Here is a 26,242-nt window from a genome sequence, read left to right on the forward strand (position 1 = left end):
CAAGGGTGCCATATGATTACTATTGACGGTAATGGCGCGGTCGCGTCAGTCGCTTTCCGCACCAGTGAAGTTATCGCCATATACCCCATTACTCCCAGCTCGACGATGGCTGAACAGGCCGATGCCTGGGCCGGAAACGGCCTGAAAAATATCTGGGGCGACACGCCGCGCGTCGTGGAAATGCAGTCGGAAGCGGGGGCGATTGCCGCCGTACACGGAGCTTTGCAGACCGGTGCGCTCTCCACCTCGTTTACCTCATCGCAGGGTTTGCTGCTGATGATCCCCACGCTTTACAAGCTGGCGGGCCAGTTAATGCCATTTGTTCTGCACGTCGCCGCGCGTACCGTTGCCACCCACGCGCTCTCTATTTTTGGCGATCATTCCGACGTGATGGCGGTTCGCCAGACCGGTTGTGCGATGCTCGCTGCCGGTAGCGTGCAGGAAGCACAAGATTTCGCGCTCATTTCGCACATGGCAACCCTGAAAAGCCGGGTGCCATTCATTCATTTCTTTGATGGTTTTCGCACCTCGCACGAAATTAACAAAATCGTGCCGCTGGCGGATGACACCATTCGCAACCTGCTTCCTCAGGCGGAAATTGATGCGCATCGTGCCCGCGCGCTCAACCCGGAACATCCGGTGATCCGTGGTACTTCTGCCAACCCGGACACCTATTTCCAGTCTCGCGAAGCGACCAACCCGTGGTACAACGCGGTGTACGCGCACGTTGCGCAGGCGATGGACGATTTCGCTACCGCCACCGGGCGGCAGTACAAACCTTTTGAATATTATGGTCACCCGCAAGCCGATCGCGTGATCGTGCTGATGGGCTCGGCGATCGGTACCTGCGAAGAGGTGGTCGATGAGCTGCTGACGCGCGGGGAAAAAGTCGGCGTGTTGAAAGTGCGCCTCTATCGCCCGTTCAGCGCCGCGCATCTGTTGTCCGTGTTGCCGGAAAGCGCGAAAACCGTGGCCGTGCTGGATCGCACCAAAGAACCGGGCGCCCTGGCCGAACCGCTGTATCTGGATGTGATGACCGCGCTGGCAGAGGCGTTTAATAACGGCGAGCGGGAAACTCTGCCGCGGGTGATTGGCGGGCGTTACGGTCTTTCGTCAAAAGAGTTTGGCCCCGAATGCGTGCTGGCCATTTTTAACGAGCTGCGCGCGGCGAAGCCCAAACCGCGTTTTACCGTCGGTATTTACGACGATGTGACCAACCTTTCTCTGCCGCTACCGGAAAACACCCTGCCGTCGCATGCGAAATTAGAAGCGCTGTTCTATGGGCTTGGCAGTGACGGTAGCGTGTCTGCGACCAAGAACAATATCAAGATTATCGGTAACTCTACGCCGTGGTATGCGCAGGGTTATTTTGTCTATGACTCGAAAAAGGCTGGCGGCCTGACGGTTTCGCACCTGCGCGTCAGTGAAAAACCGATCAACTCGGCTTATCTGGTGTCGCAGGCGGATTTTGTCGGTTGCCACCAGTTGCAGTTTATCGATAAGTACCCAATGGCCGAGCGCCTGAAACCGGGCGGTATTTTCCTGCTCAACACGCCTTACAGCGCCGATGAAGTCTGGTCACGTTTGCCGCAGGATGTGCAGGCGGTGCTCAACCAGAAAAAAGCGCGTCTCTATGTGATTAACGCCGCGAAAATCGCCCGTGAATGTGGACTTGCCGCCCGTATTAACACCGTCATGCAAATGGCGTTCTTCCATCTCACAAATATTCTGCCGGGCGACAGCGCGCTGGCTGAATTGCAGGGTGCGATTGCCAAAAGCTACAGCAGTAAAGGTCAGGAGCTGGTGGAGCGAAACTGGCAGGCGCTGGCGATGGCCCGCGAATCGCTGTTCGAAGTGCCGCTGGAAGCGGTTAATCCGCAAAGTGCCCATCGCCCGCCGGTGGTCTCTGATTCGGCACCCGATTTTGTCAAAACCGTGACGGCGGCCATGCTGGCCGGTCTTGGCGATGCATTGCCGGTCTCCGCGCTGCCGCCGGACGGCACCTGGCCGGTGGGCACCACGCGCTGGGAGAAACGCAATATCGCCGAAGAGATCCCAGTCTGGAAAGAGGAGCTTTGTACCCAGTGTAACCACTGCGTTGCCGCCTGCCCGCACTCGGCGATCCGCGCCAAAGTGGTCTCGCCGCAGGCGATGGAAAACGCCCCGTCGAGCCTGCATTCACTGGATGTGAAATCCCGCGATATGCGCGGGCAGAAATATGTGCTGCAAGTCGCGCCGGAAGATTGCACCGGCTGTAATCTGTGTGTGGAAGTTTGCCCGGCAAAAGATCGCCAGAACCCGGACATCAAAGCCATCAACATGATGTCGCGCCTTGAACACGTTGAAGAAGAGAAAGTGAATTACGACTTCTTCCTCGACCTGCCGGAGATCGACCGCAGCAAACTGGAGCGCATCGACATTCGTACCTCGCAGTTGATTACCCCGCTGTTTGAGTATTCCGGGGCGTGCTCAGGCTGCGGCGAAACGCCGTATATCAAACTGCTGACGCAACTGTATGGCGACCGCATGATGATCGCCAATGCCACCGGTTGTTCATCGATTTATGGCGGTAACCTGCCTTCGACGCCTTACACCACCGATGAAAACGGGCGCGGGCCGGCGTGGGCGAACTCGCTGTTTGAAGATAACGCCGAGTTCGGCCTTGGGTTCCGCTTAAGTGTGGATCAGCACCGCCAGCGTGTTATGCGATTAGTTGATCAATTCGCTGAACATATTCCGGCGGAACTGAACGCGGCATTGCACGCGGAAGCGACCCCGGAAGCGCGCCGCGCACAGGTGGCAGAGCTGCGCACCGCGCTGGCGTCTGTGGAAGGTGCGCAACAGCTGTTGATCGATGCCGATGCGCTGGTCGAAAAATCAATTTGGCTGATTGGCGGCGACGGCTGGGCGTACGATATCGGCTTTGGCGGCCTCGATCATGTGCTGAGCCTGACCGAGAACGTCAATATTCTGGTGCTGGATACCCAGTGTTACTCCAACACCGGCGGCCAGGCCTCAAAAGCCACCCCGCTCGGTGCGGTGACCAAATTTGGCGAGCATGGCAAACGCAAGGCGCGCAAAGATTTGGGCGTCAGCATGATGATGTACGGCCACGTTTACGTCGCGCAGATTTCGCTCGGCGCGCAGCTTAATCAGACGGTGAAAGCCATTCAGGAAGCAGAAGCCTACCCCGGCCCGTCGTTGATTATTGCTTACAGCCCCTGTGAAGAGCACGGCTATGATTTGGCGCTGAGCCACGATCAGATGCGCCAGCTCACCGCGACCGGCTTCTGGCCGCTGTACCGCTACGATCCGCGCCGTGAGGAAGAAGGGAAAGTTCCGCTGGCGCTGGACTCGCGGCCGCCGTCCGATGCGCTGGCGGAGACCCTGCTTAATGAGCAGCGTTTCCGTCGTCTCAATGCCCAGCAGCCGGAAGTGGCGGAACAATTATGGAAAGATGCCGCAGCCGACCTGCAAAAACGCTATGACTTCCTGGCCCGGTTGGCAGGGAAAGCGGAGAAAAACGCAGCGGAGTAAGCCAGCCGCTGAAAAAGCCACCGGTTAACGCCGGTGGCTTTTTTAACGCACCGATTTAGCATGACACCCGCAGGAAGCGCGCTGATAATCACAATTTCAGTCCGCACGACAAGGAGCGAATTTATGCATCATCACTCAGTTACCTCATCACGCATCGCTTCTGTCGGTTATGACGAACGCACCCGCACGCTGGAAATCTGTTTTCACGATAAAAGTGTCTACCAGTATCAGGGCGTGCCGGAACGTATCTTTTCCCTGTTTCTTACCGTGGTGTCCAAAGGCCGTTTTTATGATGGCGTGGTAAAAGGCAAATATCCGGAAAGAAAAGTCGCCTGAACAGGTAGCTACCGCTGCGTAAAATTCCTGTCAGGATGGAGAGCAGACAACCCGCATCAGGAATCGCCATGCCAGCATTTAACCACCCCACTCCCTATTACGCAGTGATTTTCACCTCCGTGCGCACCGCCGTTGATGATGGCTACGGCGCCATGTCCGATCGCATGATGGAACTGGCGGTGACTCAACCCGGTTTCCTGGGCGTAGATTCCGCCCGTGAAGAGGTTGGTATTACCGTCTCTTACTGGACATCGCTTGACGCTATCAAAAACTGGAAGATGAACGCCGGGCATCTGATTGCGCAGAAAACCGGGCGTGAAAAGTGGTATCACTCGTTCACGACCCGCATCTGCCTGGTGGAAAAAGAGTATTCTTTTCAGGCGCAGGACGAGTAACAGTGTGCTCGTGCACCACGCACAATGAGCGCAAAACGCACCGCATTGAACAAATAAGCGCACGCTTTTTCGTTACGCTGTATTCGACATTCAACGGAATGTGATGAAAACAAAGCGAGGATTATGATGACATCCCGGACGCTTGAGCCAACGCCCGTAATTAAACGCCAGCAATTGCAGGACATCACCGTCACGATACTCAGTGACGGTTACCTTGAAGGCAATTTTGCGCTGTTGAACGGTATTGAAACCGACCAGGCCGAAGCGTTACTGACCGCCAGTGGCGTTTCGCCCCTGCCGCGCATGAATATTAATGCCTGCGTGGTCGAAACCGCCGGACACACCATTCTCATCGATAGTGGAACCGGTACGCCCGACGGCGCAAGCGGCGCGTTACCGGCTGCCCTCGCCACAGCGGGCATTGATCCCCGCCGTATCGATACCGTCCTGTTAACCCACGGTCACCGCGATCACATTGGCGGTCTTGCCGGCCCGCAGCAGACACCGCTGTTCAGTAACGTGCAGCGCCTGTTCGTGCATGAGAAAGAGCTCGCCTTCTGGCGGGATGAAACGCTGTATGCCAGCGCACCGGAGGGGCTCAAGCGCTCATATGACATCGCAAGGAATGCATTCAGCGCGTACGACGACCGGCTGGTGACCTTTAAGCAAGAGGATATTCTGCCCGGTATTCAGGCGGTGCCGCTTTTTGGTCATACCCCAGGTCACAGCGGTTTTCTGCTTGGCAATGAGAACGACGCTTTGCTTATCTGGGGAGATATTGTCCATTTCCCGCACATTCAGATAGCCCGGCCTGATGTCTCGATTGCTTATGACCGCGACCCGGCGCTGGCAGCCAAAACGCGCAGCGCCCTGCTGGATCGCGTCGCGACAGATAATATTGTCGTTTGCGGTATGCACTTTAACCTCCCGACCACGGCAAAACTTAGCCGTAGCGGTAAAAGCTACGCGTTGCATTACGCGATGTAAGTTTCTCCGGCAGGAAAACCTGCCGGAACCGGCCTTGCAGAGAAGATCGAATGATAAGCCCCGCTTTACACGCCGATGCACGCGAAACAGAAATCCTGCTCAATGAATTACTGGAGCTGGCCTGTTCAGAACTCGCCTTCCCCTGCTGTTGCCTGCGCGCCATGCAAAGCTGGCAGGTTAATAAGTTTCAGGTCGACGGTGCGACCTTCTCCTTCCCCCTGCGCGGCACGTTTCGTTACCGCGAGCAGAATCAGTGGCTCTGCGTACCGCCCGGCGAGATGCTGGTATTCCCCAACGCCCGTAGCATTGATATTGAGTGTACGCCCGATCCCGACAGCGGCGAGTTTCTCGCGCTGACGGTGTTAATGGCCGAGGAGCAACTGGAGGCCGCCCGGCTGTTACTGCGCGTTTTACCCCCGGCAACGCCCGGGAACGTCGCCGCTGAACCGCTGGCACAATTTATCGCCCCGATGACCCGCTGGGTCGCCTCGCTGCGGGCCGGAAACAGGGCACTATCAATACATGCAATGCTTGAGCTTGTGATCAGATTGTTTGAGATGGGACATCACGGTTTGTTGCGTCTTCAGCCGCCGGGCATCGCCATGATGATACGCAACATGGTAAGCAGTGATCCGGCGCATCACTGGTCTACCGGTGAGATTGAAGAGCGGCTCAATATTAGCGGCGCCACACTTCGCCGCCGTCTTGCGGCTGAAAATACCACGCTCAGCGCAGTGATCACCGATGCACGCATTGCCGGTGCGCTTCAGTTACTGATGACAACCCGCATACCGATAAAAACAGTTGCCGCGCGTGTTGGCTACGCGTCGGTCGCCAGTTTCAGCCGTCAGTTCAGTAAACGCTACGGCGCAGAACCTTCCGTTTTTCGCTAAAACAAACTGGCTCAATGGCATATTAAGCGCGAATCGCCTGCGCCCTGTTTCTTTAGCAATGTTCGGGGCACAGGATTTCGCAGCGGGTCGTAAGATTCAGTTTTCTGGCGAAAGCCGTGTTTTTTTATAAGCCACAATCAGCAACGCGCACCGATTCAATCAGCTTTGCAAAACTGTTTAAGGAGCACATTCCCTGCGCATTCTTCTCACTGCACGCCTTGAGCGCAAGATCCACCCGCCCCGGCGGGTTATCCAGCGAGAAAGCGCGCATCTCTCTCATCTCCTGCAGGGTCTGATAAACGAACGACACCTGAACCCAGTCCGTGTTGTCGCTTACCCGTTTCCAGCGTTCGAAAACCAACTCTCCGCCCGGCGGGGTATTATCGGGTTGCGACGGCAGCGACCAGTTAAGATCTAACGCACCGCTGAGATTGGCGAGATTGGTATCATGTCCGGCAATAAACAACACAGAAACAGGAAATGTGATGCCGAAGTAATGCTGATCAGCGCCGTTGGTGGTTAATGCCGTGCGTATTAAATCAAGTAAGGGGGTCGCCCGGCTCCGCGCCACTTCAGGTGTTCTTTGTAACAGATCAAACTGGGCATTATGCAGGCTTAATAACGATTGCCATTCTTTTTCTCCTGCGATCCTGCCCCACGCCACGTCCGCCATTCCCTGGGCTTGCTGCAGGAGAAAGATTTCCGTGAGCGTTGAAGAAAGCCCCCACGCGCCAGGCAAGGAGACGTTATCAGGCTTGATGTTGAGTCTGGTGGGGATATTTTTGGTGAATGAACACACTCGGTTATCCCCGGCGGTTTTGCATTTCTCTGAGGCAGGGAAATTTAAAACGTGCTCCAGAGTCTGAAAAGCTGGCTGATATTTCTGCGTGAATTGCTCAATACTTCCTCCCGCTTTCGTTAAAATCGCCGCTTTCACCGCCGCTGTGTTAAATGAACATTTACCCGTTTTTATCGGGTTAAAAAGCGGGTCTGTCTTCGATTTGTCTTGCTGATAATGCACAGGAACAGGACATCCAGGCGCCAGCCCCGCCAGGAATGCTTCACCTGTTTTGCGGGTTCGTTGATCGGTATCGGCAATCACTGCCACATGCCTCTCGTCCGGGCAGGTTTTATCTGTCAGTAACCCCGTATCTGCCAGCCGCAGACGCTGATAATGCCCCAGTGCCGCTATAAGTTGTCCTCCGCTCGGCGTGAGCCATCCCAGCGGCACATCCCACTGGGGCCACTGAAAGGGTGTCACTTCGCGCATTTGTGGCGTGAACTTGGTTGGTGCGCGCACCCCGTGACGACTAACGATCACGACGCGCTCCAGCTTCATTCCGGGGTCTTCTTTTGCCTGTAATTGAAATGAAAAAAAGAAAAGGAGTAACACTCCTGCGCGAACAATCATTGCTCTTATCACTTTTACCTCCCTCGATGATTAGATAACGGCTTGTTTCTTCACAAGCTGATTACACATCCTGGCGAAAATGATTTTACTCCTCTATTGATCAATAGGTTTTATACCGCACCTGAAAAAAGATGAGCGATGCCCCTTTCATTTATTGCCTGCGCCTGGCACCAGCCGTAAAACGTGCTGGTATTCGCCGCCGGAATCCGTACCATACGCGACATACTTTTGCCTGCTGGTGTTTGACTGCCGGCACAAGCCCATTTTCATTGCCAGTTAATGTGCATGAAAAGGGCAAAGGGTTTACGAAATTTACGGTGCATGGCGAGAGGAAATGAACCAGGATCAGAAAGGCATGCTCATCAGCAGCAGCCCTATCATGATGTGGTTTGCCACTGCGGTGCCCCTGACGCTTCCAGAGACAAAATAATGATTGAAAAGCAAGAGATTACAAAGAAAGAACAGTACAACCTTAACAAACTGCAAAAGCGTCTGCGCCGTAACGTGGGCGAGGCCATTGCCGACTTCAACATGATTGAAGAAGGCGATCGCATTATGGTTTGCCTTTCCGGCGGCAAAGATAGTTACACCATGCTGGAAATTTTGCGCAACCTGCAACAGAGCGCGCCGGTCAACTTTTCGCTGGTGGCCGTTAACCTCGACCAGAAACAGCCAGGTTTCCCGGAACATATTCTGCCGCAGTATCTGGATACGCTGGGCGTGGAATACAAAATTGTGGAAGAAAACACGTACGGTATCGTTAAAGAGAAGATCCCGGAAGGCAAAACCACCTGTTCGCTCTGCTCACGCTTACGTCGCGGCATTCTTTACCGCACAGCGACGGAACTGGGTGCGACAAAGATCGCCCTTGGTCACCACCGCGATGACATCCTGCAAACGCTGTTTTTGAACATGTTCTACGGCGGAAAAATGAAAGGAATGCCGCCAAAACTGATGAGCGATGATGGTAAACACATTGTGATTCGCCCGCTGGCGTACTGCCGCGAAAAAGATATTGAGCGCTTCTCGGAAGCCAAAGGGTTCCCCATTATTCCGTGCAACCTGTGTGGCTCCCAGCCGAACCTGCAACGCCAGGTGATTGCCGATATGCTGCGTGACTGGGACAAACGCTATCCTGGACGTATCGAAACCATGTTCAGCGCGATGCAAAACGTGGTGCCTTCGCACCTGAGCGATATTAATTTGTTCGACTTTAAAGGCATCACCCACGGCTCTGAAGTGGTGAACGGCGGCGATCTGGCCTTTGATCGGGAAGAGATCCCGCTGCAACCGGCGGGCTGGCAGCCGGAAGAGGATGATTCGCAACTCGATGAGCTGCGCCTCAACGTCATTGAAGTGAAATAACGTTGTGCCTCTCTGGTGCGCCAGAGAGGCTTTTTACTTTATTTCAGCAACCGCACACGACAGGTCTTGCCCTTAATTTTCCCGTTCTGCAATTGCTTCCACGCCTGACGCACCACGCTTTGACGCACAGCGACATAAACGTGCGCCGGGTGGAGGGTGATTTTGCCGATATCCGCGCCATCCAGCCCCATTTCTCCCGTTAACGCCCCGAGCACATCACCGGCGCGCATTTTGGCTTTCTTGCCCCCATCAATGCACAACGTTGCCATTTCGGCTTCCAGCGGAACGACTTTGACGTTAGCCGGTGGATTGAGCCAGTTCAGCTTCAGTTGCAGCATCTCGGCCAGAATATTCGCGCGCTGTGCTTCTTCCGGCGCACAGAAACTGATGGCCAGACCGGTGTTACCCGCACGCGCGGTACGCCCGATGCGGTGTACGTGAACTTCCGGGTCCCACGCCAGCTCGTAGTTCACTACCAGCTCCAGTGATTTGATATCCAGCCCACGCGCGGCAACATCGGTGGCGACCAGCACACGGGCGCTGCCATTGGTGAAACGCACCAGCGTCTGATCGCGATCGCGCTGCTCCAGATCGCCATGCAGCGCCAGGGCATCCTGCCCGGCGGCGTTCAGTGCATCACACACTTCCTGGCAATCTTTTTTGGTGTTGCAGAACACCACACAGGATGCCGGGCGGTGTTCGCTGAGCAGCTTTTGCAGCAAACTGGCTTTGCCGCTGCGGGAAACTTCAAAAAATTGCTGTTCTACTGCTGGCAGTGCGTCAACGGTGTCGATTTCAATTGTTTCCGGATTGCGCTGCACACGACCGCTAATGGCGGCAATGGCTTCCGGCCAGGTCGCAGAAAACAGCAGCGTCTGGCGCGAAGCCGGGGCAAAAGCGATAACCTCATTGATGGCGTCGCTGAATCCCATATCCAGCATACGATCCGCTTCATCCATCACCAGCGTTTGCAGGTTATCGAGAGCAACGGTGCTTTTTTGCAGGTGATCCAGCAGGCGGCCCGGCGTGGCAACAATAATGTGCGGCGCGTGCTGTAACGAGTCGCGCTGCGCCCCGAAAGGCTGCCCACCGCACAAGGTCAATATTTTGATGTTCGGCATATAACGCGCCAGGCGACGCAGCTCGTTTGCCACCTGATCCGCCAGCTCACGCGTGGGGCATAAAATGAGGGACTGCGTTTGAAAACGGCTGGCATCAATGTGCTGCAACACCCCTAAGCCAAACGCCGCTGTTTTACCGCTGCCGGTTTTCGCCTGTACCCGGACATCCTTACCCGCAAGAATCGCGGGCAGCGCCGCCGCCTGGACGGGCGTCATGGTGAGATAGCCCAGTTCGTTGAGGTTTTCGATCTGGGCTGCGGGCAAAGTATTCAGGGTTGAAAAAGCGGTCACAATGTTTTCTCGCGATAAAAAGGCTTACGTTTAGCAGGCGCGTATCCTCTCAGATCTGCCTTTATAACGCGACATTTTAATCGGCTCTTCATCCGGCGGCGGATCCGGCATTGGTTGCGGGCGTGGGATCGGGTCGGGGATTGGAACCGGATCGGTTGGCACCGGATCGCTCAACTGTGGGGAAGAAAAATAGAGTGCGTTCATCATTGCCTCCTTTTTGTGGGCTTCTCGTTAAGGGTAGACGGCGAGAACACGGAGGCAAAAAAAAGCCGACTATTAAGTCGGCGTCGTACGAATCAATTGTGCTATGCAGTAATTCAAAAAAGGAAGTAAGACAATATGGAGCGCAACGCCCATCGCTTGACGTTGCATTCACCTGCGAGATGAATATTGCCCTGAACAGGTGTTTCGTTTATTGACCTCGCTCAATTAATGCGGCGTTTTTATGTTCAATTTTTGTTAAAAAAGTGAAATTTTACAGCCAGTTACTACGATGCAACCACCAGGTAACACCACCGATCAGCACCACCAACATCATGCAAAACAGCGCAAAGCCAAAATGCCAGCCACCGCCGGGGATACCGCCAAGGTTGACGCCAAACAACCCGGTTAAAAATGTGCTCGGCAGAAACACCATTGCCATCAAAGACATCGTATAAGTGCGTCGCGCCAGTGATTCCTGCATCACCTGGGTAATTTCATCGGTCATCACGCCGGTACGGGCGATACAGGCATCAATCTCATCGAGCCCGCGACCAAGGCGATCGGCGATATCCTGCATCCGGCGGCGCTGATCGTCACTCATCCACGGCAAACGTTCGCTGGCCAGCCGGGCAAAGACATCGCGCTGAGGCGCCATATAGCGGCGCATCACAATCAATTGCTTACGCAGCAACGCCAGGATGCCGCGCGGCGGAATTTGCTGATCGAGCAGGTTATCTTCAAGGTCGATAATCCGGTCGTGCAGCGATTCGATAAACTCGCTGGCGTGATCGGTCAGCGCATCGCACACATCCACCAGCCAGCCGCCACAATCCGTCGGGCCGGTTCCCTCCTCCAGATCGCTGACCACATCGTCCAGCGCCAGCACTTTGCGCTGGCGTGTTGACACAATCATGCGCTCATCCATATAAACGCGCACCGCTACCAGTTGATCCGGCCGCTCGTCCGTGCTGCCATTTATGCAGCGCAAGGTAATTAACGTCCCCTCACCCATGCGGCTTACCCGGGGGCGCATGCTCTCCCCGGAAAGCGCCGTGCGTACGCTGTTCGGCAACACCGGTGTGGTTTCCAGCCACTGGGCGCTCTCCGGGTTGGTATAATTCAGATGCACCCAGCACGGGGTGCTTGCAGTGATAACATCATTATCTTCCAGCGGTTTCACGCCGCCTTTTCCGTCCAACAGCCAGGCAAATACCGCATCCGGAACGTTCACATCAGTTCCTTTAATTGCTTCCACAGGACCTCCACAATCCGCATGGTGTTTTGGCAAGTCTAGCCATATGGCAACGTTAAGCAATCATCACGCTGAATTTATTAACAAATTAACAAACAATGCAAAAAATAAGGCCCGGTTTCCCGGGCCTTTACGGCTATCACCGCAATCAGAACGAGTGCCAGTAATTTTCCTGCTTACCCAGCAGCGGAGCACTGACGCGTGGAGGGGAGACTTTTTCTGGCAGTACCGCATCCTGTGCTTTTACCGCCGCCAGGCGGAATTTACCAATACGTTGCAGTAAGCCCTCCACCTGGTGTTGTAAAACATCCGACGAGCCCGCCAGTTCATCCACCATGGTGACGTTGCTTTGCGTCACTTTTTCCAGCTCCGCCAGCGCCAGTGTGATCTGCGAGATCCCCTTTTCCTGCTGCAGCGTCGTGACGGCGATTTCATCCATTAATTTACTCACCACGCTCGCACCAGAAACAATCTCGTGCATGTTCTGCTCGGCTTCACCAACGACGGTCGCGCCCTGGTTAACGTTATCGGTGGTAACAGCAATCAGCGATTTAATGTTTTTCGCCGCTTCCGCGCTGCGATGCGCGAGACTGCGCACTTCGCCCGCCACGACGGAAAAACCTTTGCCATGATCCCCGGCGCGTGCCGCTTCTACTGCCGCGTTCAGCGCCAGAATATTTGTCTGAAAAGCAATACCATCAATGATGGAGATAATTTCGGTCATCTGACCGGCACAATCGGTTATCGATTGCATATTTTTCGCCACCTGCCCCATTAGCTTGCCCCCTTTTTGCGCGCAGGTTGTGGCATCTTTTGCCCGGGTACTTGCGAGGCGGGTATTGTCAGCGTTGTTCTTCGTGCTGGAAGCCATCTGCTCCATACTGGACGCCGTTTGCACCAGCGCGGCAGATTGCTCTTCCGTTTTAACAGACAGATCGGCGCTGCGTGAGGCCAGTTGCGCCGAAAGCTCCAGCGCGGTATCGGAAGAGGCGCGAATTTCTTTCACCAGGCTCGCGATACTGGCAGAAAGGCTGTTAATGCCCGGAATTAACCGACCCGCGCAATTATTACCAAACTCAGGAATAACGATAGAAAGGTTTCCCGATGTGACTTCTTCTATGCTTTTTTTTACCGTGTTTATCGGCGTCACCAAATATTGCGTCATATAAAACCAGAGAAGCGTCAATGATGTGAGGGAAACAACACTTGTCATGGCAAATAGAGCGATATTTTTTGAGACAACGATCACTAATACATCAAGAATAAAAAAAGAGACCAGAAGATATAAAATAATAAATGTTCTTACGCTAATATTTCGCAACATAGGGAAAACCACCTGAACACCGGGGACGGTAAGATCCTTATAGCATCCGCAATCTACTTTTACACGGCGAAATTGATGCCGAATAATGTTCACCTTTAAATAATTTTAATTTCACTTAAGTCGATTTAAATGAGAAGTTTAACTTCCTCTCAGCAGATACTGATATAACAATACATTGATTAAGCAGAATTGCTTGTTAACATATATCATATAAGAAATGATGCATCCCATACTAATGAGAAATAACATTCGCGACTTAAGATAATTTTATCATATGTTAAATCATTCACTTTATTTAAGTTATTGCCATAACAGCCGATGAATAAATAAAGAGCTATTATTAGTTTATTCGCCCCTGCAATAATAAAATTAGCGTAGCCATTAAATTCATTAGGTTAGCTGCTAAAATTAGTGCCAGGATTACATATCATCTTTTTTTGCCTGTGTGGATTGCATGATGCTCTACGTTTCGTGGGACCCCATTCTGATTGGCATCTCTTTTCTGGTCGCTTTCATTGCTTCATTTGTCGCACTGGATAGCGCAGGCAAAGTTGCGACGTCTGAACCGCGCAGCGCAATATTCTGGCGTTTTTCGGGTGGCGCCACCCTGGGGATCGGTATCTGGTCGATGCATTATGTCGGCATGCTGGCAATGAAAATGCCGGTGATGATGCATTACGATTTAGAACTTACCCTCCTGTCATTTATTATCGCGATGTTGACATCCATACTTGCTATCAATATTGCCGTAGCGGGCAAAACACTGCCGACAAAACGTCTACTGTTCGCTTCCTTACTGCTCGGTACCGGCGTTGTATCCATGCATTATCTGGGTATGGCGTCGATGATGGGTTTCCTTACTATTTACTGGAACGTTGCGCTGATTGCGCTTTCGGTAGCGATTGCATTTTTCAGTGCATGGGTTGCCCTTTGGCTGGCCTTTAGCCTGCGGCAAAATACCCATGGCGTCTTTATTAATCGCGTCTTTGCAGCCCTGGTAATGGGTGCTTCTATCAGTGCGATGCATTATACCGCCATGAGTGCCGCCACATTCAGCAAAGATGGCACAGGCATTGTGATCCGCGGCCATGCAACAACGCTGATGAGCCATGACGTCGGCGAATTGGGGCTGTCATTGTGGGTTGCCACGACGACACTGGTGATTTTCGGCATCATGCTGTTCATTTCGATGATTGATTCCCAACTGCGTACATCACGTTTGACGGACAGCCTGCGCCAGCTTAATCAACAACTTGAAAAACAAGCCTATTATGACCCACTAACGGGGCTGGCAAACCGCTCCCAGCTCGACAATCTTCTTGATGCTTGCCTTAGCAAGGCATCGGAGACACGCAGCACTTTCGCCTTGATTTATATGGACTTAGATCGCTTTAAACTGGTCAATGATGCCTGGGGACATCACATAGGTGACCAACTGCTGGTGGCGGTTGCCGGGCGATTATCCGCCTGTATCAGCGAAAAAATGTCGCTGGCACGCCTGGGCGGAGATGAATTTACCCTGCTGGTGCCGGACACCCACGAAGACGAAGTTGAGGCGCTGGTAAAACACCTTGTAGCCACCATTCAGCAGCCCTTCTGCGAACTGAATCATGTCATTAATGTTTCACTCAGTGCCGGGATCAGTTACTACCCGCAGCATGGCGATACCGCGCACGAGCTGAAACTGAAAGCCGACACGGCAATGTACAGCGTAAAACAAGAAGGCCGAAACAGCTGGGCTGTTTTTCATGCCGGCATGGCGCAGAAAACCGTCGACGATCCGCTATTTTTGCAGGATTTATCGCAGGCGTTGTCACGCGATCAGTTTGAACTCTGGTATCAACCGCAGTACCACGCGCCGGAGCATGCGTTGGCAGGTTTCGAAGCGTTACTGCGCTGGCGTCACCCGACACGGGGAGTTTTGCTGCCCGCAACCTTTTTACCGATGCTGGAAAAAACGGGGCTAATCATCTCTGTCGGGCGCTGGGTAATTGATGCAGCATGCAGGCAGTTACATCACTGGAACAACCTGGGTTTTCGTCATCTGACGCTTGCTATCAACCTCTCACCCAGCCAGTTTGAGCAGCATGATATTTACGACCAAATCACCGATTCACTGCAACGCTACCATATCGATCCCATGCAGTTGACGCTTGAAATCACGGAGAACACTGCGCTGAAAAACATCGAGCGCAGTGTGCAGTTGCTTAACCAGTTCGCGCAAATGGGTATCACGGTCGCCATTGATGATTTTGGCACGGGCTACTCCAATATGCTGATGCTGAAACGGTTACCGGCAACAGAGCTTAAAATCGACAGAAGTTTTGTGAAGGACATTCGCGATAACAGCCGCAACGTTAAAATTGTCTCCACGATCATTGATATTGCACATTCCATGAACATGCATGTCGTCGCGGAAGGTATCGAAACGGCCGAGCAGCAGGCGTTGCTGACCAATATGGGCTGCGCTTATCTGCAAGGGTTTCTTTTTGCCCGTCCTTTACCGGTCGAGAAAGTGGCGGTGCTGCTCCAGCAAAAAAGATTCACTTTATCGCTGGAATGTTCAGATTCGTCACAAAAAAAGCCCGCATAAACCCCTAATTTTCAGGTATGTTGCAAGAAAGTCATTAAATTGCCGCTGATGTGTCACTTGTGACCGCGTTGCAACATACATGATTAAGGGGAGTCGCCATGCTTAAACATCACCTGGATGCGTTGAATGTGCTCTCCACCCCGGTTTGGGTGGTTGCTCCTGACACAGAAGCGTTACTGTTCGCGAATGCGCAAGCGCTGAAAATCGCGGCAGGACGCTCACTCACTGAGATGCGAAACGGAAAATACTCTGCTTATGCGCAACTCAGCCTGGCTATGTACCTGCCCAGCTTACAAAATCATGAAGATGTGGTCGAAATCTGGAGTGTTTGTCCGGATGGTGAAGAGACCACCATCAGTTGCCGTGTCGTGTTGCGCACGCTGGAAAACGCCGGTGAAGTGCTGCTGTTTGAAGGCGTGTCAGGTGCCGCGGCGGCGGCGTTAAAAGCGCACCACTCGCCAACGTATCGCCCACACAAGCAAGGTTTTTACGCCCGCTTTTTTTACACAACATCCGCGCCAATGCTGCTTATCGATCCCATTCGTGATGGGTTGATTGTCGATGCCAACCTCGCTGCGCTACGTTTTTATGGTTATGACCACGAAGAGATGTGCCAGAAACACACCTGGGAGATCAATACGCTTGGGCGCAGCGTATTACCGGTGATGCAGGAAGTGTCGAACCTGCCTGGCGGGCATAAGCCATTAAATTTTATTCATCAACTCGCGGATGGTTCCACCCGCCATGTACAAACGTACGCCGGGCCGGTTGAGATCTATGGCAAGCGTTTGATGTTGTGCATTATTCACGATATCACCGAACAAAAACGCCTTGAGCAGGAACTGGAATACGCCGCGCATCGCGATGCGCTCACCGGCCTGCTGAACCGCCGCCAGTTTTATCATCTGACGGAACACATTCTGCCGACGGGGCTTGATTTCAGTTTGCTACTGGTAGACGCCGATCATTTCAAAGGTATCAATGATCAGTTTGGTCATCAAAAAGGTGACCAGGTACTGGTTGAACTGGCGCGAATGCTTGAGACGAACTGCCGCTCAGGCGATTATGTTTTCCGCTGGGGCGGCGAAGAGTTCCTGTTACTACTGCCGCATACCACTACGGATATGGCACTAAACGTAGCGGAACGGATACGTCAGGCCGTGGCCAGTATCAACATCGCGGATCTGCCTGGCTTTACGGTGAGTATTGGTGTGGCGCACCATCTGCCTGATGAAGACCTGGATGCCCTCTTTAAACGCGTAGATGAGGCGTTATACCTGGCGAAGAATAACGGGCGAAACCGGGTACTGGCCGCATGATAACAAGCAAAAAAAAGCGCCCGTCTGACGGGCGCATTGCAGTGATGTTGCTGAGTTAGTGGATACCCAGACGCCAGGCAAAATCAATCTCTTCTTTCAGCTCGCTGTGCGACAGCGTCAGCAAATCCGCAAACTCCAGGCGCAATTGTTTGAGTTTTTTTAAGTATTCCGCCGGTGTCAGCGTGGTTTTGTCGCGACGCAGATATTCAATTGCCAGTTGGGTTGGGTCTAATTCAGTCTCCATAGCATCCTCTTTCGTGGTGAAAACCTGACCACTATAGCACACTGCATTGTCTGTTTTTTGACCAAAATCGTAAAAAGGCGGCATTTCGCGGGGGAAGATAATTTTGTCCCAGTCCATTTAAAAAATGGGTTGCGTACTTAGATGATAAAATGAACTTTCTTAATAACGAATCGTTGAGTCAATGATTCAGAGGTATTGCGTATGACATTACTTCCAGTTTTTTAGCCCGCTCAACGACGCGGGCTTATTTGTTGAAAAGTCAGGGGAAAGCGTAAAAATGCGTCTCCTTATTTCCTCCATTGTCCCTTCACATTCCCTAAGTAAAATTCGCACCACTCCTGCTCAGACAGGAACCATTCCGTAATCAATGAGTTTCCCCTTACTTCCCGTGACGTAAGGGGATTTTTTTATCAGTGCTTCAGAATATAAAGCGTACGGCTATACGCCACATCTTCGGGGTTATTAATTGGATAACCTTTCAGCCATGGTTTAATCAAACGCCCGTTGGTGTACTGATAAATCGGCGCAATCGGCGCTTTTTCCGCCAGAATATGTTCCGCCTCGTTATAATCAGCGTTTCGCGCCTGGGCGTTGGTTTCCAGCGCCGCCTGCGCCAGCACTTTGTCGTACGCCGCATCGTTGAAACGTGGAATGTTGCCGCTGTTCGTCGAGTTCAGCACCGACAGGAAAGTGGAAGGTTCATTATAATCCCCGACCCACGACGCGCGGATAACATCAAAGTTGCCGCTGTTACGGCTGTCGATATAGGTTTTCCACTCCTGATTCTGCAATTTAACGTCCGCGCCAAGGCTCTTTTTCCACATTGATGCCACCGCAATCGCGATTTTCTGATGGTTTTCTGAAGAGTTATACAGCAGCGTCAGTTTCAGCGGACGTTGCGGGCCGTAGCCTGCCGCCTGCAATAACGTTTTTGCCTGCGCGTTCAACTCGTCCTGGCTCATCTGTTCAATTTGCGAGGGCTGCGGCGTAAATCCGGCGGTAACATCCGGCGTGAAGCGCCAGGCCGGTTTTTCACCGGTTCCCAGTACTTTCTGCGCGATCACCCGCCGATCAATCGTCATGCTCAGCGCAAGCCGCACACGCGCATCGGCAGTCGGCCCTTTCTGGGTGTTAAACGCATAGTAATAGGTGCCAAGCTGCGGCGGCGTATAAACCTGTCCGGGGATATCTTTAAGTAACTTTTGATAGAGGTTTTTCGGGAAAGATTCCGTAATGTCGATACCGTTCGCCAGATAGCGTTTGGTGGCCGCAGACTCCTGATTGATCGGTACAAACGTGACCTGCTGGATAACCGTTTTCGCATCGTCCCAGTAATGCTTGTTACGTTCGAGCACCAGCTTTTCGTTCACTACGCGATCGGCAAGTACATAAGCGCCATTGCCCACCAGTTTGCCAGGGCGCGTCCAATCAGCACCGCTTTGCACATTGGCTTTTTGCACCGGGTAAAAGGCAAAACTGGCGGCCAAACTGGGGAACCACGGCAATGGCCGCTCCAGTTGCACCCGCAACGTGCGCGCATCAACGGCGCTGACGCCGAGTTTATCCACCGCCTCTTTACCCTCCGTAATGCTTTTCGCATTCGCAATGCCCGCCAGCGCAGCAAAACTGGCGAAGGGTGAAGTGGTTTTCGGATCAACGAGTCGCTGCCAGCTATAGACAAAATCCTCTGCCGTTACTGGCGAGCCATCGGACCAGCGCGCATCGTCCCGCAACGTAAATACCCAGGTGCGGTTATCGCTGCTTTGCCATTTACTGGCAACGCCCGGAACGATTTCGCCCTTCTCGTTCTGATTCACCAGCCCTTCAAAGAGATCGCGGATGACCTGAATTTCCGGCAAGCCAACGGCTTTCGCCGGATCTAACGTTGCAGGTTCATCTTTAACATGGCGAACGACTTCCTGTTTCTCGGCGAGTTGGGTACCCGGCGGCACATCGGCCGCCAGTGCACTTACAGAAAAACCGCACAGCCAGAGCGCGCAGCTCAGCGCTGAAATTCGATGCTTCATGGGATCCCCTCATTGGTATAACTTCCCGGCAAAAGATGAGGTAATTATTTGTTTTAACTTGGGAGAATGCAAACAGCGGACAGCGGAAAATTGAGGCTGGACGCCAAATTAACCCTCATGGCATGATTTGCGTCGCATCGCTTTATGCTCAACACTTGCTGTAAATAAACGACAATAAAAGGAAGCCTATGCCAGCCACACGCCCGCGTGCTCAACGAGGCGCATTTGCCCCCGGCAGTGAAGAGTTTGGTCGCTCGCTGTTAGGCGCGCCGCTGATCTGGTTTCCCGCCCCCATTGCCACGCGTGAAAGCGGGCTCATTATCGCCGGAACGCACGGTGACGAGAATTCGTCCGTGGTGACGCTCTCCTGCGCGTTGCGCACGCTTAAGGCAGATTTACGTCATCATCACGTGGTGCTGGCGGTCAACCCGGATGGTTGCCAGCTTGGTCTGCGCGCAAACGCGAACGGGGTTGATCTTAACCGTAATTTCCCGGCGGCCAACTGGAAACCCGGTGAAACGGTGTATCGCTGGAACAGTGCGGCTGAAGATCGTGATGTCGTCTTGCTGACAGGCGATGCGCCAGGTTCAGAACCGGAAACGCAGGCGCTGTGCCAGCTTATCCATCGCATTCACCCGGCGTGGGTCGTGACATTCCACGATCCGCTGGCCTGCGTTGAAGATCCCCGCCAGAGCGCGCTTGGGAAATGGCTCGCGGATGAATTTTCCCTGCCGCTGGTCACCAGCGTCGGTTACGAAACGCCGGGATCGTTTGGCAGCTGGTGTGCAGATATCAATTTGCACTGTATCACCGTCGAATTCCCGCCGATCTCCTCTGATGAAGCCAGCGAGAAATACCTTGCGGCAATGACGGCGCTACTGCACTGGGATCCTCAAAGATGAAGCTTACCGGTGCTGAAATGCAGCGCCGGTTCAACATCCACCGCCAGCCAGGTCGGGCCATCAAGATCGGCAAAACGCACCTGGCTGGCAAGTGGTAGCGCCGCCGCGATGGCGCGCGACGTACAGATCATACAACCAAGCATTAGCGTGAATCCTTGTTGAGACGCCTCATGCGCCAGCGCCAGCGCTTCGGTTAATCCGCCGGTTTTATCCAGCTTGATATTCACCATTTCATAGCGCCCATGCAGGTGAGCGAGGCTTTCTCGGGTGTGGCAGCTTTCATCCGCGCAAATCGGCAACGGATGGATGAAATTCGCCAGTGCATCGTCCTCATCGGCTGGCAGCGGCTGTTCCAGCATGGCAACGCCGAGATCCGCCAGCAACTGGCATCGCGCGGCAAGCCCTTCACTGTGCCAGGCCTCATTGGCATCCACAATTAATGTCGCTTCGGGCGCGGCAGCGCGAATTGCCACCAGCCTTTCGCTGATCAAATGATCATCCAGCTTAATTTTCAGCAGCTGAGCGCCCTTTTCGCTGAGCGCGGCGGCGCTGGCCGCCATCTGTTCCGGTGTGCCAATCACCACTGTTTGAGCGGTGATAATAGTTTCCGGCAAACTGACACCAGCGGACTGGGCCAGCGAGATAGCCGCTTTGCGCGCCTGCAAATCCCACAAGGCGCAGTCAACCGCGTTTCGCGCAGCGCCCGGCGGCAGGATGGTTTGCAGCTCTTCACGCGTCAGGCGGTTTTCCAGTTGCGGCACAATTGTCATGATTTGCGCCATGACAGATGCCTCGCTTTCACCATAACGCGGGTAAGGCGTACATTCCCCGGCGGCTTTTATGCCATCCTCTTCCAGCTCGACCACCACCACGCGCGCTTCGTTGCGCGCACCGCGCGAAATCACAAACGGCGTATGCAGCGGCCAGGTTTCCTCATACACTTTGACGCTTCTCATTCCTCACTCCTCTGCCGCAGGTCTAAACCAGTATAGATATGAAAATTGGTTTGCCGTGCTCTCCGTGGATGGCATAAACTAGCGCCGACGTTAACTATATGTAAACAGGAAGATATTATGTCACAACTCGTTCATTTTCAGGGCAATCCGGTTCCGGTTGCAGGCGCTATCCCGCAGGCTGGCGCAAAAGCCAAGCCGTTCACGCTCGTGGCTAAAGACCTGTCCGACGTCGCACTGAGCCAGTTCGCGGGTAAACGTAAAGTGCTGAACATTTTCCCAAGCATCGATACCGGCGTTTGCGCGGCTTCTGTGCGTAAATTTAACCAGTTAGCAACTGAGATGAACAACACCGTGGTGCTGTGCATTTCTGCTGACCTGCCGTTTGCCCAGTCCCGTTTTTGCGGTGCTGAAGGTCTGAGCAATGTCATTACCCTTTCGACGCTGCGCAGTGCTGACTTCCTCGAAAATTACGGTGTTGGCATCTCTGATGGCGCACTGAAAGGCCTTGCGGCGCGTGCTGTGGTGGTGATTGACGAAAACGACACTGTTGTTTTCAGCCAACTGGTGAATGAGATCACCAACGAGCCGGATTACACCGCCGCGCTGGACGTGCTGAAAGGTTAATTAACCTGACTACAACAAAAAAGCCTCCGCAATGGAGGCTTTTTCTTTTCTACTCGTCGCCCTTCTTCTGGCTCAAGCCATATTCCCGCAGTTTATTGGCAATCGCGGTGTGCGAAACGCCGAGCCGCTTCGCCAGTTTACGCGTGCTGGGATAGTTGCGATAAAGCTGGATCAGCACCGAGCGCTCAAAACGGCTGGTGATCTCATCCAGCGATCCCTCCATGACATCTTCACCCACCGGCACCGTGGCGGCGTCATAATCCGGCAGTTGAATATCCTGAGCGCGCAGCTCGTAGCCTTCCAGCTGCGTTAGCGCCCGGTAAATGGCGTTTTTCAACTGGCGCACGTTACCCGGCCAGCCATAGCGGTTGAGCAATTGATGCACATCCTGCGACAGTTTTGGTCGTGGAACGCCCTGCTCATCGGCAAAACGGGCCACAAAAAGCTCTGTCAGCGGCATGATGTCCTGCGGACGATCGCGCAGTGGCGGTAAGTTCAGCGTCAGCACATTCAGGCGATAATAAAGATCTTCACGGAACAGCCCTTTTTGCACCAGCTCCACCAGATTGCGCTGCGTTGCGCAGATCACGCGCACATCCACATGCACTTCATGATCTTCGCCGACACGCCGGAACGTACCATCGTTAAGAAAACGCAGCAGTTTCACCTGCATACGCGGCGACATTTCGCCAATCTCATCAAGCAGCACCGAGCCGCCGTTCGCCTGCTCGAAAAAGCCCTTTTTCCCTTCCGGCGCATGGCCAAACAGCTCGCTTTCGACGGACTCTTCCGGAATGGAGGCGCAATTCAGCGCCAGATAAGGTTTCGCCGCGCGCGGACTGGCAAGATGGCAGGCATGCGCCAGCAAATCTTTACCGGTGCCGGTATCGCCGGTGATCAGCAGCGGTGCGGTGAGCATCGCCAGTTTCCGCGCCTGCTCCACCACCTGACGCATTTTCTGGCTCACGGCGACGATCTGACTGAACGCGCTGAGATCCTGTTGGCTCAGGTTTTGTAACTGGCGACCCATACGAATAGTCGAACGCAGCATCACCACCGCACCGGTCAGCACCGGTTCGCCGGTCTCGCCTTCAAGGTGTACCGGCGTTATCTCCATCAGGAAATTTTGCCCGGCGATAACGACGTGCTCGTTATGCGAATTTTGCGGGTTACCATCGAGCCAGCGCTGGAAATTAAACCCTGCAATTAGCTGTACCGCGTTGTGGTTACGAAGTTTATCGGCATCCAGGGCAAAAAGCTGGCAGCTGGCCGGGTTCGCCAGTTCCACTTTGCTTTTCATATCCAGCGACAATACCGGCTCCGGCAGCGCTTCGAGCAGCGCGCTCATCGCGCGGTGTTCGCGTTCGGATGGCATCCACAACACGGTACGTACATCCGTCACGCCGGGGATGCGGCGAATTTCAGCCATCAGGCTGCTGAAGGTGTTAAATTCGAGCGCGGCGAAATTCAGGTAGATTCGCCCGACAGGGTCAATTTCTATCCCGCGTAAGTCGATACCGCGCAGCACCAGTAAATCCAGTAATTCGCGAGTCAGACCAAGCCGGTCTTCACAAAAAACTTCAAGACGCATGGGAATTCGCCCTTATTCATTCACGTAATGAAAGGATGATAAGCCAGTTCGCGGTTGGCAGGAAGATATCTGTCAACAAATATTGACAGTTTGCGGAGAAAAGCGGCACTGCGGCGTAAAGGTAAGCGCGCAGCGCCGGTTTTTTAGTCAGCGGAGCGTTTCTGAAGCGTCTCTTTCAACTGGCTAATCAATTGCCTGCGGAAATCGCCAAGGCGCGGCTTATCGTCGTCAAGCCATGGCAGCGGACGGCACAGCTCCATCGCTTTAATACCGAGGCGCGCCGTCAACAGCCCGGCGCCAATCCCCTGCGCCGCACGCGCCGAAAGCCGGGCCGCCAAATCCTGCGAGACCCAGTCCATGCCAATTTCACGCACCAGTTCGCTGGCACCCGCAAAAGCGATATTCAGCAGCACTAAGCGGAACAAACGCAGACGGCTGTAGTAACCGAGTTCAATACCGTACAGCGTGGCGATACGGTTGATCAGCCGCAGATTGCGCCAGGCGATAAAAGCCATATCAACCATCGCCAGCGGACTGACGGCGATCATCAGCGCGGATTCCGCCGCCGAGCGGCTGATTTCACGCCGGGCCTGAGTATCCAGCACGGGCTGAACCAGATGCGCATACAGGCTGACAATTTCTCGATCGTTATGCGTTTCGTGGATCGCCGCATACCAGCGCTGTAGCGCCGGGTGTGCCTGATCGATACCTGCCTGCCGCGCCAGTTTTTCGCAAAAAGCCCGCCCTTTCCCGGTGGCGTGGCTGTGCAATAAATCACGCGCTTCATCGCGTTCCTGCGCACGCTGGCGTAAACGCCAAAGCCGTCGCCATTCGCTGGCAACCGAACCGACACCTGCGCCAACAATCAACGCGCCGGCGGCGCAGCCGCCCAGTGCCACCCAGTCCTGAGTTTGCCAGGCGTTCATTGCCCACTGCACACCTTGTCCGACCACGCTTACGCCAAACAGCGTCAACCCGGCGGTGACCATTTTGCGCCACAGGCTCCGTTTTGGCCGCAGCGCAGCCTCGACCACCGCCTCGGCTTGCCCCTCTTCCGGCAGTTCATCAACCACGGCGGGAGCAAAGTTTTCCGCTTGCTTATCGTTAAAGGTCTGCGCCCGCTTAAACTGCGCGCTGCTTTCCGCTTCCAGCGGGCCTGCGAAATCGATTCTCGGTTTTAGCGGCTCGGTCATCGCAATTTATCTCCAATCAAAAACTCCAGCGCCGCATCCAGGCGGATATGCGGCAGCGGCATATCAACATCCATCACTGGCGGGCGGAACGCCTCAAAATTAAAACCTTGCTTGTCCCAGAATGCCTGCCCCGGCAACCGCGCGGGCACTTCGCCGGGATAAACGGTTAGCGGCGCGCCATCGCTCAGACGATGCCCGCGCAGCGCCGGGATCTTCTCGCCATTCACATCGATGATGCCGCTTTGCGTCGCCTGCACAGAAGCCAGCCCCAGACAATCCATACTGATGCCTTCAAACGCCGCGTTTTGCCAGGCGTCCTGGATCAGTTGCTGTAACAGCGACGCCATATTGGCGTGCTGATCGACCGTAATATGATCGGCTTTGGTGGCGGCAAATAAGAGTTTGTCGATAACTGGCGCAAACAGGCGGCGAAACAGCGTGCGCTGACCGTAGTGGAAACTTTGCATCAGTTGTGTGAGCGCAAGCCGCATATCGTTAAACGCCTGCGGGCCGTTGTTCAGCGGCTGCAGGCAATCGACCAGTACAATCTGGCGATCAAACTTGAGGAAATGGTGTTTATAGAAACCTTTGACGACATGCTCGCAATAATAGTTGTAACGTTCACGCAGCGTCCCGGCGTTGGTGTGTTTACCGGCCTGCGCCAGTTTCGCTTCCCCGGTGCCGTTAACGTCCGGCCACGGGAAGAATTGCAGCGCGGGCGCGCCCGCCATATCACCGGGCAGAACAAAGCGGCCAGGTTGAATAAAGTGCAGCCCCTCTCGTTTGCATTGATGCAAATAGTCCGTCCACGCCGCAGCAATTTCGGCCAGCCGGTTTTCATCCGCTGGTGCCAGTGGATCAAGCCCCGCGCACAGGGCGCGCCATTGTGCCGACCACGCCTGACGCTGCCCTTGCAACAAGCCAGTCATTTGCCGCGACCAGCTCAGGTAATCCTGTGCCAGCATCGGTAAATCCAGCAGCCATTCGCCAGGATAGTCGACAATTTCCAGATAAAGCGTGGAGGTCTCTTTGAAATGGCGCAGCAGCGAATCGTTGGAGCGAAAACGCAGCGCAAGGCGGATTTCGCTGACGCCGCGCGTCGGCGTCGGCCAGACCGGCGGCGATCCATACAACTGCGCCAGCCCCTCATCATAGGTAAAACGGGGAATACCAAAATCACGCTGCGGCACGCGTTTCACGCCAAGCAGCCGCTCTTCGCGCACGGCGCTTAGCAACGGCAGACGTGAACCTGCGTGAATGTTCAGTAATTGATTAACCAGTGCGGTAATAAATGCGGTTTTGCCACTGCGGCTCAGGCCGGTCACCGCCAGACGCAAATGCCTGTCCATTCCGCGGTTAACCAGCGCATTCAATTCGTTACGAAATCGATCCATCGCCATTGCGTTTTGCCTTAGAGCGTTAGCCGTAATCCCTTATTTTATCTCGTTTTGGGACAGGAAGCGGCGAGAAAATTTATTCGCAGCTCGCTTCAACAACGGCTCCAGCGCGAACGCCAGCAGCAACTTAACCGGGCGTCGGGCGACGGATTTCACCGCCCAGCCCGCAACACCTGCCGGGCCGAAGCGCAGCGCGGTCAGCAACGCCAGCTTTCCGACAATCTGCAAACCGGGTTTTACGTTACGATGAACCTGTTGCCAGCGTTGATTCATATTTTTC

At 54.1% G+C, this 26,242-nt stretch carries 22 protein-coding genes and 1 pseudogene; 11 read left to right on the forward strand and 12 right to left on the reverse strand.

The annotated features are described in order from the left end of the window. The first annotated feature begins 12 nt into the window (after positions 1–12). The 5 genes from nifJ to RT644_RS02690 all read left to right on the forward strand — a co-directional run bounded on the left by nifJ (position 13) and on the right by RT644_RS02690 (position 6,148). Positions 13–3,537, forward strand: a complete 3,525-nt coding sequence (nifJ, locus tag RT644_RS02670) for a pyruvate:ferredoxin (flavodoxin) oxidoreductase (RefSeq protein ID WP_313625503.1) — start codon at positions 13–15, stop codon at positions 3,535–3,537. Positions 3,538–3,660: 123 nt separating this feature from the next. Continuing rightward, complete coding sequence (locus RT644_RS02675) at positions 3,661–3,873, forward strand: KTSC domain-containing protein (RefSeq protein WP_016495918.1); 213 nt, start codon at positions 3,661–3,663, stop codon at positions 3,871–3,873. Between the two features lie 68 nt (positions 3,874–3,941). After that, positions 3,942–4,268 (forward strand): antibiotic biosynthesis monooxygenase, encoded by a 327-nt coding sequence (locus RT644_RS02680; RefSeq protein WP_313625504.1) that lies wholly within the window; start codon positions 3,942–3,944, stop codon positions 4,266–4,268. A gap of 123 nt (positions 4,269–4,391) precedes the next feature. Then, positions 4,392–5,255 (forward strand): MBL fold metallo-hydrolase, encoded by an 864-nt coding sequence (locus RT644_RS02685; protein ID WP_313625505.1) that lies wholly within the window; start codon positions 4,392–4,394, stop codon positions 5,253–5,255. Positions 5,256–5,305: 50 nt separating this feature from the next. Next, positions 5,306–6,148 carry a helix-turn-helix transcriptional regulator gene (locus RT644_RS02690; RefSeq protein WP_313625506.1) on the forward strand — a complete coding sequence of 281 codons (843 nt, stop codon included), beginning with the start codon at positions 5,306–5,308 and terminating at the stop codon, positions 6,146–6,148. Between the two features lie 124 nt (positions 6,149–6,272). Here RT644_RS02690 and RT644_RS02695 read toward each other — a convergent pair whose 3' ends face one another. Continuing rightward, complete coding sequence (locus RT644_RS02695; protein WP_313625508.1) at positions 6,273–7,559, reverse strand: AppA family phytase/histidine-type acid phosphatase; 1,287 nt, start codon at positions 7,557–7,559, stop codon at positions 6,273–6,275. 173 nt (positions 7,560–7,732) lie between these two features. Between RT644_RS02695 and RT644_RS02700 the strand changes: the two are divergent. Together RT644_RS02700 and ttcA are read left to right on the forward strand one after the other, a co-directional pair. Further along, positions 7,733–7,989, forward strand: a pseudogene (locus RT644_RS02700) (hypothetical protein); the annotation flags it as partial. Then, positions 7,989–8,924: a tRNA 2-thiocytidine(32) synthetase TtcA gene (ttcA, locus tag RT644_RS02705; RefSeq protein ID WP_016495912.1), complete on the forward strand. Its 936-nt coding sequence runs from the start codon at positions 7,989–7,991 to the stop codon at positions 8,922–8,924. The pseudogene RT644_RS02700 and the gene ttcA, both read left to right, overlap by 1 nt. Positions 8,925–8,962: 38 nt before the next feature. On the opposite strand, the gene dbpA is transcribed toward ttcA, so the two are convergent. The 4 genes from dbpA to RT644_RS02725 form a co-directional block, all read right to left on the reverse strand. Beyond that, positions 8,963–10,336: an ATP-dependent RNA helicase DbpA gene (gene dbpA, locus RT644_RS02710; RefSeq protein ID WP_313625510.1), complete on the reverse strand. Its 1,374-nt coding sequence runs from the start codon at positions 10,334–10,336 to the stop codon at positions 8,963–8,965. Between the two features lie 30 nt (positions 10,337–10,366). After that, positions 10,367–10,540 carry a hypothetical protein gene (locus RT644_RS02715; protein WP_016495910.1) on the reverse strand — a complete coding sequence of 58 codons (174 nt, stop codon included), beginning with the start codon at positions 10,538–10,540 and terminating at the stop codon, positions 10,367–10,369. Between the two features lie 271 nt (positions 10,541–10,811). Then, positions 10,812–11,795 (reverse strand): zinc transporter ZntB, encoded by a 984-nt coding sequence (gene zntB / locus RT644_RS02720; protein WP_016495909.1) that lies wholly within the window; start codon positions 11,793–11,795, stop codon positions 10,812–10,814. A 145-nt stretch (positions 11,796–11,940) separates the two neighbouring features. Then, positions 11,941–13,116: a methyl-accepting chemotaxis protein gene (locus tag RT644_RS02725; RefSeq protein WP_313625515.1), complete on the reverse strand. Its 1,176-nt coding sequence runs from the start codon at positions 13,114–13,116 to the stop codon at positions 11,941–11,943. A 457-nt stretch (positions 13,117–13,573) separates the two neighbouring features. Here RT644_RS02725 and RT644_RS02730 point away from each other — a divergent pair, with 457 nt between their 5' ends. After that, a complete protein-coding gene (locus tag RT644_RS02730; RefSeq protein WP_313625590.1) occupies positions 13,574–15,709 on the forward strand; it encodes a putative bifunctional diguanylate cyclase/phosphodiesterase in 2,136 nt (711 codons plus the stop codon). Positions 15,710–15,807: 98 nt separating this feature from the next. Beyond that, complete coding sequence (locus RT644_RS02735; protein ID WP_045508101.1) at positions 15,808–17,028, forward strand: sensor domain-containing diguanylate cyclase; 1,221 nt, start codon at positions 15,808–15,810, stop codon at positions 17,026–17,028. Between the two features lie 55 nt (positions 17,029–17,083). Here RT644_RS02735 and RT644_RS02740 read toward each other — a convergent pair whose 3' ends face one another. Both RT644_RS02740 and RT644_RS02745 read right to left on the reverse strand, forming a co-directional pair. Continuing rightward, positions 17,084–17,272 (reverse strand): YdiH family protein, encoded by a 189-nt coding sequence (locus tag RT644_RS02740; RefSeq protein WP_044489640.1) that lies wholly within the window; start codon positions 17,270–17,272, stop codon positions 17,084–17,086. A 410-nt stretch (positions 17,273–17,682) separates the two neighbouring features. Beyond that, positions 17,683–19,299, reverse strand: coding sequence for a peptide ABC transporter substrate-binding protein (locus tag RT644_RS02745; protein WP_313625519.1), 1,617 nt, complete (start codon positions 19,297–19,299; stop codon positions 17,683–17,685). 188 nt (positions 19,300–19,487) lie between these two features. Between RT644_RS02745 and mpaA the strand changes: the two genes are divergently transcribed. Beyond that, on the forward strand, positions 19,488–20,201 hold the full coding sequence (gene mpaA, locus RT644_RS02750) for a murein tripeptide amidase MpaA (protein WP_160270072.1): 714 nt from the start codon (positions 19,488–19,490) through the stop codon (positions 20,199–20,201). Here the strand turns inward: mpaA and ycjG are convergent. Further along, on the reverse strand, positions 20,192–21,157 hold the full coding sequence (gene ycjG / locus RT644_RS02755) for an L-Ala-D/L-Glu epimerase (RefSeq protein WP_097405920.1): 966 nt from the start codon (positions 21,155–21,157) through the stop codon (positions 20,192–20,194). The two genes, mpaA and ycjG, sit on opposite strands and share 10 nt — an antisense overlap. A gap of 117 nt (positions 21,158–21,274) precedes the next feature. Here ycjG and tpx point away from each other — a divergent pair, with 117 nt between their 5' ends. Continuing rightward, positions 21,275–21,781 carry a thiol peroxidase gene (gene tpx / locus RT644_RS02760; RefSeq protein ID WP_017457215.1) on the forward strand — a complete coding sequence of 169 codons (507 nt, stop codon included), beginning with the start codon at positions 21,275–21,277 and terminating at the stop codon, positions 21,779–21,781. Between the two features lie 49 nt (positions 21,782–21,830). Here the strand turns inward: tpx and tyrR are convergent, their stop codons facing one another. From tyrR to pspD, 4 genes are all read right to left on the reverse strand, one after another. Then, the gene (tyrR, locus tag RT644_RS02765; RefSeq protein ID WP_097405919.1) at positions 21,831–23,372 is read right to left on the reverse strand and encodes a transcriptional regulator TyrR; all 1,542 of its coding nucleotides are present in this window, start codon (positions 23,370–23,372) and stop codon (positions 21,831–21,833) included. Positions 23,373–23,515: 143 nt separating this feature from the next. Further along, positions 23,516–24,565, reverse strand: a complete 1,050-nt coding sequence (locus RT644_RS02770) for a YcjF family protein (protein ID WP_097405918.1) — start codon at positions 24,563–24,565, stop codon at positions 23,516–23,518. After that, positions 24,562–25,959: a YcjX family protein gene (locus RT644_RS02775; protein WP_313625592.1), complete on the reverse strand. Its 1,398-nt coding sequence runs from the start codon at positions 25,957–25,959 to the stop codon at positions 24,562–24,564. The genes RT644_RS02770 and RT644_RS02775 overlap by 4 nt, the downstream gene beginning before the upstream one ends. Before the next feature lie 39 nt (positions 25,960–25,998). Beyond that, complete coding sequence (pspD, locus tag RT644_RS02780; RefSeq protein ID WP_016495897.1) at positions 25,999–26,235, reverse strand: phage shock protein PspD; 237 nt, start codon at positions 26,233–26,235, stop codon at positions 25,999–26,001. Positions 26,236–26,242: the final 7 nt, after the last annotated feature.

Source organism: Kosakonia sp. (genome assembly GCF_032104925.1).
GTDB lineage: Bacteria > Pseudomonadota > Gammaproteobacteria > Enterobacterales > Enterobacteriaceae > Kosakonia.